This is a genomic window from Enterobacter cloacae complex sp. 277I4, from assembly GCF_050031465.1.
Lineage (GTDB): Bacteria > Pseudomonadota > Gammaproteobacteria > Enterobacterales > Enterobacteriaceae > Enterobacter > Enterobacter cloacae.
Genome location: NZ_JBLGWC010000001.1, coordinates 3537960 through 3549145 on the forward strand (window position 1 = coordinate 3537960; position 11186 = coordinate 3549145).

At 57.2% G+C, this 11186-nt stretch carries 9 protein-coding genes; 1 reads left to right on the top strand and 8 read right to left on the bottom strand.

From position 1 onward, the window contains the following. The first annotated feature begins 48 nt into the window (after positions 1-48). Positions 49-1053, top strand: a complete 1005-nt coding sequence (locus ACQG19_RS17250; protein ID WP_013098100.1) for a chemotaxis protein — start codon at positions 49-51, stop codon at positions 1051-1053. Between the two features lie 92 nt (positions 1054-1145). Here the strand turns inward: ACQG19_RS17250 and nuoN are convergent, their stop codons facing one another. The 8 genes from nuoN to nuoG all read right to left on the bottom strand — a co-directional run bounded on the left by nuoN (position 1146) and on the right by nuoG (position 11171). Next, positions 1146-2603: an NADH-quinone oxidoreductase subunit NuoN gene (gene nuoN / locus ACQG19_RS17255; protein ID WP_014832756.1), complete on the bottom strand. Its 1458-nt coding sequence runs from the start codon at positions 2601-2603 to the stop codon at positions 1146-1148. A 6-nt stretch (positions 2604-2609) separates the two neighbouring features. Continuing rightward, positions 2610-4139 (bottom strand): NADH-quinone oxidoreductase subunit M, encoded by a 1530-nt coding sequence (gene nuoM / locus ACQG19_RS17260; protein WP_222168737.1) that lies wholly within the window; start codon positions 4137-4139, stop codon positions 2610-2612. Positions 4140-4215: 76 nt separating this feature from the next. Further along, positions 4216-6057, bottom strand: coding sequence for an NADH-quinone oxidoreductase subunit L (nuoL, locus tag ACQG19_RS17265; protein ID WP_014832758.1), 1842 nt, complete (start codon positions 6055-6057; stop codon positions 4216-4218). Continuing rightward, a complete protein-coding gene (gene nuoK, locus ACQG19_RS17270; protein WP_003861496.1) occupies positions 6054-6356 on the bottom strand; it encodes an NADH-quinone oxidoreductase subunit NuoK in 303 nt (100 codons plus the stop codon). Before nuoK ends, nuoL begins: the two co-directional genes overlap by 4 nt. Beyond that, positions 6353-6907 (bottom strand): NADH-quinone oxidoreductase subunit J, encoded by a 555-nt coding sequence (gene nuoJ / locus ACQG19_RS17275; RefSeq protein WP_008500212.1) that lies wholly within the window; start codon positions 6905-6907, stop codon positions 6353-6355. Before nuoJ ends, nuoK begins: the two co-directional genes overlap by 4 nt. A 10-nt stretch (positions 6908-6917) precedes the next feature. Further along, the gene (gene nuoI, locus ACQG19_RS17280; protein WP_003861491.1) at positions 6918-7460 is read right to left on the bottom strand and encodes an NADH-quinone oxidoreductase subunit NuoI; all 543 of its coding nucleotides are present in this window, start codon (positions 7458-7460) and stop codon (positions 6918-6920) included. Positions 7461-7473: 13 nt separating this feature from the next. Beyond that, on the bottom strand, positions 7474-8451 hold the full coding sequence (gene nuoH / locus ACQG19_RS17285) for an NADH-quinone oxidoreductase subunit NuoH (protein ID WP_246931958.1): 978 nt from the start codon (positions 8449-8451) through the stop codon (positions 7474-7476). Then, positions 8448-11171, bottom strand: coding sequence for an NADH-quinone oxidoreductase subunit NuoG (gene nuoG, locus ACQG19_RS17290; RefSeq protein WP_023621514.1), 2724 nt, complete (start codon positions 11169-11171; stop codon positions 8448-8450). The genes nuoH and nuoG overlap by 4 nt, the downstream gene beginning before the upstream one ends. Positions 11172-11186 lie beyond the last annotated feature (15 nt).

The window sequence follows — 11186 nt, forward strand, 5'->3', positions numbered from 1 at the left end:
CAGGATGCCGATAACGATTAAAAGGGCAGCATTTCACTTGAGGGTAGAATGGATAATTTCCAGAAAGATATTGATGACAGGGCAAATCTCACCCTGTCGAATCGTTTTGAGCTGTTGCTGTTCCGTCTGGGCACGTCTCTGAATGAAAATAAATCCGAGCTGTTTGGCATTAACGTCTTTAAGCTGCGTGAAATTGTGCCGATGCCGGAGTTCACCAAACCCGCAGGGATGAAGTCCCCGCTGATGGGGATGGTGAATATCCGCGATCAGGTGATCCCGGTGATCGACCTGGCCGCCGTGGCGGGCTGTAAGCCGACGACGGGGCTCAACATCCTGCTGATCACCGAATATGCCCGCAGCGTGCAGGCGTTTGCGGTGGAATCGGTTGAGAACATCATGCGCCTCGACTGGAAGCAGGTTCACGCGGCGGAAACCGCCGTCAGCGGACGTTACATCACCAGTATCGCCTGTCTGGACGAAAAGACCGATACCAACGAGCTGGCGATGGTGCTGGACGTTGAGCAGATCCTGTATGACATCACGCCGGCCAACCACGATCTGCACGCCACGAATCTGCAGACCACTAAGTTCCACATCAAGCCTGGCGCTGTGGCGATTGTAGCGGAAGATTCCAAAGTCGCGCGCTCCATGCTGGAGAAGGGATTACAGGCTATGGAGATCCCGGCGCAACTGCATATCACCGGTAAAGACGCATGGGAGAAAATTGGCGTGCTGGCCGCGCAGGCGCAGGCTGAAGGGGTGCCGATCACCGATAAAATTGCCCTGGTGCTGACCGACCTCGAAATGCCAGAGATGGACGGTTTCACGCTGACGCGCAAAATCAAAACCGACCCGCTGCTGAAAGATATTCCTGTTGTGATCCACTCTTCGCTTTCGGGCAACGCCAACGAAGATCATATTCGTAAAGTGAAGGCCGACGGCTACGTGGCGAAGTTTGAGCTGAACGAGCTGTCGTCGGTGATTGAAGAGGTGCTGGACCGTTCGATGAAGAAGATTGACGGGCCGTTGATTAGCAGGAAACAGCTGGCTTAAGTCTGGTGCGGGCTGGTGCCCTCACCCCGCCCCTCTCCCTGTAGGAGAGGGCGAAAACCATAAAAAAACCCGCCGAGGCGGGTTTTTTGCTTTTACATCAGCGGCATTGCTCGCTGCACGATATCAATCAGCGGCTGCGGATAGATACCAAAGATCAGCACCAGCAGCGCGGAGATCAGCACCACAATACCACCGGCGCTGTACTGCCAGTTGCCTGGTGCGTCGCGGTTGAGCTGCTGAGGCGCGCTCAGGTACAGGCTCACGGCCACACGCAGATAGTAGTACAGACCGATTGCCGAGCCGATAACCACGCCCGCAGTCAGCCACCACAGGTGCGCCTGCACACCGACAGCCAGCACGTAGAACTTACCGATGAAGCCCAGCGTCATTGGGATACCCGCCAGAGAGAGCATCATCACGGTCATCACCGCAGACAGGATCGGACGGTGCCAGAACAGGCCACGGTAGGAGAACAGTGAATCTGCATCCGGGCCACGGTACGGGCTGGACATCAGGCTCACCACGCCGAACGCGCCGAGGCTGCTGAACAGGTAACCGGCCAGGTAAACGCCTACGGTTTCCATCGACATCTCACCGCTCTGCAGCGCAATCAGTGCCACCAGCAGGTAGCCCAGATGAGAGATGGAGGAGTAACCCAGCAGACGTTTAATGTTGGTCTGGCTCAGCGCCATCAGGTTACCGAAGATGATGGAGACGAACGCGATAATCCCCAGCACCGTGCGAACTGCTTCGCTGTCACCTACCGGTGCGTACAGGAACAGGCGCATGACCACACCGAAGATGGCGATTTTGCTCGCCGTCGCCAGGAAGGTAGAAACTGGCGCCGGTGCGCCCTGGTAAACGTCCGGGGTCCACAGGTGGAACGGAACCAGAGAGAGTTTAAAGCCGAGGCCAACAATCATCATGCCCAGACCCGCCAGCAGCAGCGGCTCGTGCAGCATGCCGTCGCCGAGGCTCTTGCCAAGCGCCATGAACGAAAGGTTACCGGTCTGCGCGTACAGCAGCGCAATACCAAACAACAGGAAGGACGAGGCAGCAGCAGACAGGATGGTGTACTTGATGCTCGCTTCCAGAGAGCGCTTCTGACGGAAGGCGTAACCAATCAGGCCGAACAGCGGCAGAGAGATAAGCTCAATGCCGAGGAACAGCGCAGCCAGATGGTTTGCATTCGCCAGCAGAATGCCGCCGAGTGCGGCAATCAGTACCAGCAGGTAAAACTCTTCTTTGTTGTCGTTGTAGCCTTCGAGCCACGGATAGGCAAAGGTACAGGTCGCCAGGCTCGCCAGCAGAACCAGCCCCGTGTACAGCATGGCATAGCCGTCAACGCGCATCAGCGGGGTGACGTCCATCGCCCCACCCTGGCCAACAAACCAGAGAGAGACTAACGCGGCGTTCAATCCGATGACCGACAGCGTGGCATTCAGGAAGTGATTGCGTCGCCACGCAATGGAGAGCATCACAACCACCACCGTCAATCCGACGATCAGCAGCGGTAGCAGCGCGATCAGTTGTTGTGGAGTTATTGTCATGGCGAATTACGGCCTTGTAGTAGAAACAGAATTAACAAACCACTGCTGGATATTACCCATCGCGGAGTGCGAGGTATCCAGAATCGGCTGCGGGAAGAAGCCCAGCAGCACCAGCAGTACGACCAGCAGCAGGATGATGAACAGCTCACGCAGCGACATCCCCGGCAGTTCTTGTGCAGCAATTTCGCTCTTCGCTTTACCGAAGTAAGCACGGTGCAGCATCGCCAGCGAGTAGACGGACGCGAACACCAGACCAAAGGTGGAGATGACGGTAATCATCGGTACCACTTTGAAGCTGCCGAACAGAATCATAAATTCGCCGACGAAGTTACCGGTACCTGGCATACCCAGGGTCGCCACCGCGAAGAACATAGACAGCGCCGGCAGCCACTTAATTTTGCTCCACAGACCGCCCATCATACGCATGTCACGGGTGTGCAGACGTTCGTACAGCTGACCACAGAGGATGAAGAGACCGGCTGCGGACAGACCGTGCGCAATCATCTGGATCACCGCGCCCTGGTACGCCAGCTGGCTGCCGGTGTAGATAGCAATCAGCACGAAGCCCATGTGGGAAACGGAGGTGTACGCAATCAGACGTTTGATGTCGTACTGCGTGAATGCCATCCAGGCACCGTAGAAGATACCAATCACCCCCAGCCACATGGCAATCGGTGCGAACTCAGCGGACGCGTTCGGGAACAGTGGCAGCGCGAAACGCAGCAGACCGTAGGCTGCTGTTTTCAGCAAGATGCCCGCCAGGTCAACAGAACCTGCCGTTGGCGCCTGAGAGTGCGCGTCTGGCAGCCAGCCGTGCAGTGGTACGACCGGCATTTTCACCGCGAAGGCGATGAAGAAGCCGAGCATCAGCAGGTATTCCACACCGTGAGACATCGGGGTCTTCAGCAGGTCTTCGTAGTTGAAGGTCCAGACACCGGTCGCATTGTGGTGCACAAACACCAGCGCCAGAATGGCAATAAGCATCACCAGACCACTCGCCTGGGTATAGATGAAGAACTTAGTGGCCGCCGTGATACGCGTTTTACCGTCGGACGCCTTATGGCCCCACAGCGCGATCAGGAAGTACATCGGCACCAGCATCATCTCCCAGAAGAAGAAGAACAGGAACATGTCGATGGCAAGGAACACGCCGATTACGCCGCCCAGGATCCACATCAGGTTCAGGTGGAAGAAGCCCTGGTATTTTTCGATTTCTCGCCAGGAGCAAAGTACCGCCAGAACGCCGAGCAGACCGGTCAGCACCACCATCAGCAGCGACAGACCGTCAATCGCCAGGTGGATCGTAATGCCGAAACGCGGGATCCACGGCAGGATAAACTCAGACTGCCACTGCGGAATGCCCGCAGACTGGGTCAGGGAGTAGCCACCCTGCAACCAAAGTTGCAGACCAAGCGCGAGCGTCAATCCCATGGTGATCAGCGCGATCCAGCGCGGCATCTTCACGCCAAAGCGTTCAGTCTGCCAGCACAGGAAGCCGCCGATGAAGGGAATTAATATTAGCCAGGGTAGTAACATGGCGATTTACATTCCTTTTTAAGGCCCCCAGAAGGGGCCTGATTTTCAACGAATTCGAATAAAATTCACTTTACGATCAACGCAACACCATCAGCAGCGCCAGCACGACAACCGCACCGATGCTCATGGACGCCACATACCAGCGCAGGTAACCGTTCTCGCTGTACAGCAGGCCTTTACCTGCAAAGCGGGAGAGGATCGCCGGGATATTCATCAGGCTGTTCAGTGGGTCGCGCTTCAACAGCCACGCAATGCCCAGGAACGGCTTAACGAAGATCATGTCGTACAGCCAGTCGAAGCCCCACGCGTTGTACCACCAGGTGCCCAGCAGGCGGCCTGGCGCACTGTTGGCAACGGCTGTCACCAGCGTGCGTTTGCCCAGCCACAGCCATGCAGCAATCAGGATACCCGCGATAGCGACCACACCAGAGGTGATTTCAAGCGTCAGAACGCGGCCGTGCTCAAGCTCGGTGGTGTCTGGCAGTACACCCTGCAGCGGCGGCACAATCATCGCGCCAACGAAGGTGGACAGGACCAGCAGCACAATCAGCGGCAGGTGGTGAGTAATCCCCTTCCCTGCATGAGCGTGAATTTGTTCTTTACCGTGGAATACGATGAAAATCATACGGAAGGTATACAGGGAGGTCATGAACGCACCGACCAGACCCGCAACCATCAGATTGATATGACCATTCGCCATGGCACCGGCAAGGATTTCGTCCTTACTGAAGAAGCCCGCGGTAATTAGCGGCAGTGCCGCCAGCGCCGCGCCGCCCACCAGGAAGCAGACATACACCAGCGGGATGGACTTACGCAGTCCGCCCATCTTGAAGATGTTCTGCTCGTGATGGCAGGCCAGGATCACGGAACCGGATGAGAGGAACAGCAGCGCTTTAAAGAACGCGTGCGTCATCAGGTGGAAAATCGCCGCGTCCCACGCCTGAACGCCCAGCGCCAGGAACATGTAGCCAATCTGGCTCATGGTGGAATAAGCAAGAACGCGTTTGATGTCGGTCTGCACCAGCGCGGCAAAGCCTGCCAGCACCAGCGTGACCGCACCGACGATACCCACCAGATGCAGAATTTCCGGGGTCATCAGGAACAGGCCATGGGTACGCGCAATCAGGTACACACCGGCGGTGACCATGGTCGCGGCGTGGATCAGCGCGGAGACAGGGGTTGGACCCGCCATCGCGTCGGCCAGCCATGTCTGCAACGGCAGCTGTGCAGATTTACCCACAGCACCACCCAGCAGCATCAGCGTTGCCCACCACAGCATGTTGTTGCCTGCGGCGAAGTGTGCAGGCGCCAGTTCCACCATTTCGCGGAAGTTCAGCGTGCCCAGTTCGTTGTAGAGAATGAACAGCGCGAACGCGAGGAAGACGTCACCCACACGGGTCACGACGAACGCTTTCATGGCCGCTGCGCCATTCTTCGGATCGGTGTAGTAGAACCCGATCAGCAGGTACGAACAGAGACCCACGCCTTCCCAGCCCAGATACATCAGCAGCAGGTTATCGGCCAGCACCAGAACCACCATGCTGGCGATAAACAGGTTGGTGTAGGCGAAGAAGCGGGAGTAGCCCTCTTCACCGCGCATGTACCAGGAGGCGAACATATGGATCAGGAAGCCCACGCCGGTCACCACGGAGAGCATGGTCAGCGAGAGACCATCCAGCACCAGGTTAAAACCGATGTTGAAATCACCGACCGACATCCAGGTCCACAGCGGCACGCTGAAGGCCTGACGCCCGTTGTTGAAGAAATCGATACCCGCATACGCTGTTACCAGCGCAGCCAGACCGACAGATCCCATGCCGACGGTCGCAGACAGATTCTCAGACCAGCGGCCGCGAGAAAACGCCAGCAGCACGAAGCCAATCAGCGGAAAAATAATGGTTAAGGCAAGCATGTTCATCCACGCAACTCACTTACTGAATCGATGTTCAGGTTCTGGCGGCGACGATGGAGCTGCAGCAACAGCGCCAGGCCAATACTCGCTTCGGCAGCCGCGAGGCTGATGGCGAGAATGTACATCACCTGACCATCGGTCTGGCCCCAGTAGCTTCCGGCGACCACGAAGGCCAACGCGGAGGCGTTAATCATGATTTCCAGACCGATCAGCATAAACAGCAGATTGCGGCGGATAACCAGACCGGTTAAGCCCAGAACGAATAAAATCGCAGCGAGGATCAGTCCATGTGTTAAGGGGATCATGCGCGTTCCTCCGTTTTTCTTTTCGCGCGGTCGTCAGTGCGGTTGCTCAGCACCTCACCAGCACGCTCTTCGCGGCCAACGTGGAAGGCAACAACCAGACCCGCCAGCAGCAGCATAGAGGCCAGTTCAACCGCCAGAACGTATGGGCCAAACAGCGTGATACCCACTTCTTTCGCGCCGATTGGCGTACCGTCGATGCCCTGGTCGTTCACGCCGAGAATGGCATAAACAATCACCACCAGCATGATGGCCGACAAAATTGCCGGGCCAATCCACACCTGCGGTTTTAACCACTGACGTTCCTGCTCAATTTCAGAGCCGCCCAGGTTCAGCATCATCACCACGAAGACGAACAGCACCATGATGGCACCGGCGTAAACGATGATTTCCAGCGCACCGGCAAAGTGCGCGCCGAGCGCAAAGAACACCCCGGAAATAGCCAGCAGCGAAATGATTAAGTACAGCAGCGCATGCACCGGATTGGTGTGCGTAATCACTCGTAGCGTAGCCAGGATGGCGATAAGGCCACAGATATAAAAAGCGAATTCCATTGCCCTCTCCTTACGGTAACAGGCTCTTGACGTCGATAGGCTTGGCTTCGTTCTCTGCTTCGCCCTTATCTTTGCCGTCGATTGCCATACCCGCCATCCGGTAGAAGTTATATTCCGGGTATTTGCCCGGACCGGAAATCAGCAGATCCTCTTTCTCGTACACCAGGTCCTGACGCTTGTATTCACCCAGTTCGAAGTCCGGGGTGAGCTGAATCGCCGTGGTTGGGCACGCTTCTTCACACAGACCACAGAAGATGCAGCGTGAGAAGTTGATGCGGAAGAACTCAGGGTACCAGCGGCCGTCTACCGTCTCTGCTTTCTGCAGAGAGATACAGCCTACCGGACACGCTACCGCACACAGGTTACAGGCAACGCAGCGCTCGGAGCCGTCCGGGTCGCGCGTCAGCACGATACGGCCACGGTAGCGCGGCGGCAGATATACCGGCTCTTCCGGGTACATCCGGGTTTCGCGTTTGGCAAACGCGTGCAGGCCGATCATCCAGATACTGCGTACCTGGGTACCGAAGCCTACCAGTAATTCTTTTAAGGTCATGGTCTATAGCCCCTTATGGCTGCTGCCAGAGAATGACAGCCGCCGTTACCAACAAGTTGACGAGCGTCAGCGGCAGGCACACTTTCCAGCCGAAGGACATTACCTGGTCATAACGCGGACGCGGTAACGCTGCGCGAATCAAAATGAACATCATCATGAAGAACGCGGTTTTCAGCGCGAACCAGATGAACGGCGGTAAGAACGGGCCATGCCAGCCACCAAAGAACAGCGTTACCATCAACGCGGAAATGGTGACGATACCGATGTACTCGCCCACGAAGAACAGACCGAATTTCATACCGGAATATTCAATGTGGTAACCGTCGGCCAGTTCCTGTTCGGCTTCTGGCTGGTCAAACGGGTGACGGTGACACACCGCCACGCCCGCGATAGCAAAGGTAACAAAACCAAAGAACTGCGGGATAACGTTCCAGATGTCGGCCTGGTTGTTAACGATGTCGGTCATGTTGAATGAACCGGCCTGCGCCACCACGCCCATCAGGGAGAGCCCCAGGAACACTTCGTAGCTCAGCGTCTGCGCGGAAGCACGCATCGCACCCAGCAGCGAGTATTTGTTGTTACTGGACCAGCCTGCGAACAGTACCGCGTAAACCGCGAGTCCTGCCATCATCAGGAAGAACAGAATGCCGATGTTCAGGTCAGCCACCACCCAGGTCGGGCTGACAGGAACGATAGCAAACGCCAGCAGCAGCGAGGTGAAGGCGATCATCGGTGCCAGCGTAAAGATCACGCGATCCGAGAAGCGTGGGATCCAGTCCTCTTTGAAGAACATCTTGATCATGTCCGCGACCAGCTGGAGTGATCCCCCCCAGCCAACGCGGTTTGGTCCATAACGGTTCTGGAACAGACCAAGCAGACGACGTTCACCAAAGCTCATGAACGCACCACAGGTGACCACCACCAGCAGAATGACAATCGCTTTCAGAATGCTCAGCAGGTTGTCGATAAGATCCGGCGTTAACCAACTCATGCTTTTGCCTCCTGCAGGTTATCAAGACGCGCACCCGCCAGTACCGGCGCGATGCCAGGCATACCCATCGGCAGACCGACCTGCCCTGCTGTCAGGCTTTCAGAGATAATCAGCGGCAGGCTGATGGTCTGGCCCTCGTAGCTAAAGGCAATGTTCGCACCCGCGTTCACGCCAAGCTTCGCGGCGTCTGCCGGGTTGAGCTTGATGTACGGCTGCGGCATACGCTGCTGGAATACCGGTGAACGCTGGGACAGCTCGTCGCTACCAAACAGATGGTAGTACGGCGCAATACGCCAGCTACCGTCCTGCGCCTGGAAGCTCGCCGGAACGGTGGTGAAGAAGTCCAGACCGGTTTCGGAGGCTTCAATCAGACGCACGCCCGGATCGCCGTGACGCAGTGAACCGCCCACTTCCGCCTGGAACTTGTTCCACGCCTGCGGGGAGTTCCAGCCCGGCGCCCATGCGAATGGGATCTGTGAACGCGGCGCAGACGGCTGGTTGTTCCCTTCCATGGAGAAGGCGAACATGGTGTCTTTATCCTGCGGCTGACGCGGTTCGTGCACGCTGATATTGGCACGCATCGCGGTACGGCCACTGTAACGGTGCGGTTCACGCGCCAGTTTCTGGCCGCGAATACGGAAGCTCGCTTCAGGCGCAGCATCTTTAATGCCCGCCAGCTGAGGCAGTTTTTCGACTACCGCATCGATAACGTGGTCGAGCTGCGTCCAGTCCACTTCACGGCTTTGCACGGTGCTGTGCAGGGAGTGCAGCCAGCGCCAGCTTTCCAGCATCACGGTGTTGCTGTCGTAGTACGCCGGGTCATAAACCTGGAAGAAACGCTGTGCGCGGCCTTCGTTGTTGATAACCGTACCGTCGCTTTCTGCGAAGCTTGCCGCAGAGAGCACCAGGTGCGCTTTATCCATAATCGCGGTGCGCTGATGGTCGATTACCATCACCAGCGGTGCTTTAGAGAGCGCAGCGTCAACGCGCGCGGCAGAGGCATGGCGATGCAGGTCATTTTCCAGCACCACAACGGCGTCAGCAGCACCGGACTCCAGTTCGCTTAACGCTTCTTCCAGCGAGCCGCCGCCAATCATACCCAGACCGATGCTGTTCACCGCACGGGCAATCATGGTGACACCAACGTCCGCACCGCGGCCTTTCAGGGCTTTGGCGACGTTCGCTGCAGCCTGAATGATCTCGGCGCTACCGGCGTTAGTCCCGGAGATAATCAGTGGTTTCTTCGCCCCCGCCAGCGCCTGAACAATCACGTCGACTTTGCTTTGCAGGTCACGATCCAGTTCAACGGCCGGAGAGTTATTGTCCAGCGCATGGGCAATGGCAAAGCCAAGACGCGCCTGATCTTCAACCGGCGCGCAGTAGGTCCACGCGGCGATATCGTCCAGACGGGTGTTGTCGACGTTCGTCACAAACAGAGGATGCTTCGCGCGCTGGCCGATGTTAAGGATTGCCGCAATCTGCCAGTCAGCCACTTTCTGTGCCGCTGCCATTTCACGTGCTTTACCCTTCACCGCCTGGCGAACCGCCAGAGCCGCGCGAGCGCCGGTCTGCGTCAGATCTTCGCCCAGCACCAGAACCGCATCATACGATTCGATTTCGCGCAGCGCAGGGGTATGAATACCGCCTTCGCGCAGCACTTTCAGTACCAGCTGCAGACGTTCCTGCTCGCCCTGAGCGATACCGGTGTAGAAGTTTTCCGCCCCCACCAGCTCACGCAGCGCGAAGTTGCTTTCGATGCTGGCACGCGGGGAGCCGATACCGATCACTTTCTTCGACTGACGCAGAATATCTGCCGCACCCTGCATCGCCTGTTCAGCGTTCAGGGTGATAAAGTCGTCGCCACGGCGCTGAACCGGCTGACGCGGACGGTCTTTCAGGTTTACATAGCCATAGCCGAAACGACCGCGGTCGCACAGGAAGTAATGGTTTACGGTACCGTTGTAACGGTTTTCGATACGACGCAGTTCGCCGTAGCGCTCACCCGGGCTGGTGTTACAGCCCAGCGAACACTGCTGGCAGATGCTTGGTGCAAACTGCATGTCCCACTTACGGTTGTAACGCTCGGAGTGAGTTTTATCGGTGAATACGCCGGTCGGACAGATTTCTACCAGGTTACCGGAGAATTCGCTCTCAAGCGTACCGTCTTCCGGACGACCGAAGTAGACGTTGTCATGTGCGCCATACACGCCCAGATCCTGACCGTCTGCGTAATCTTTGTAGTAACGCACGCAGCGGTAGCAGGCGATGCAGCGGTTCATTTCGTGAGAGATGAACGGCCCCAGGTCCTGGTTACGGTGCGTACGTTTAGTAAAGCGATAGCGACGGAAGCTGTGACCGGTCATTACGGTCATATCCTGAAGGTGGCAGTTGCCGCCCTCTTCACAGACCGGGCAGTCGTGCGGGTGGTTGGTCATCAACCATTCCACAACGCTTTCACGGAACTGTTTTGCTTCTTCGTCATCAATCGAAATAAAGGTGCCTTCGGTGGCTGGCGTCATACAGGACATCACCAGGCGACCACGCGTGTCTTCCGCGTTTTGATATTGCTTCACCGCACACTGGCGGCAAGCACCGACGCTGCCCAGCGCCGGATGCCAGCAAAAGTACGGAATATCGAGGCCAAGAGACAGACAAGCTTCCAGCAGGTTGTCCGCCCCGTTGACTTCGTATTCTTTGCCGTCTACATGAATCGTAGCCATTAGCATGCTTCCAGT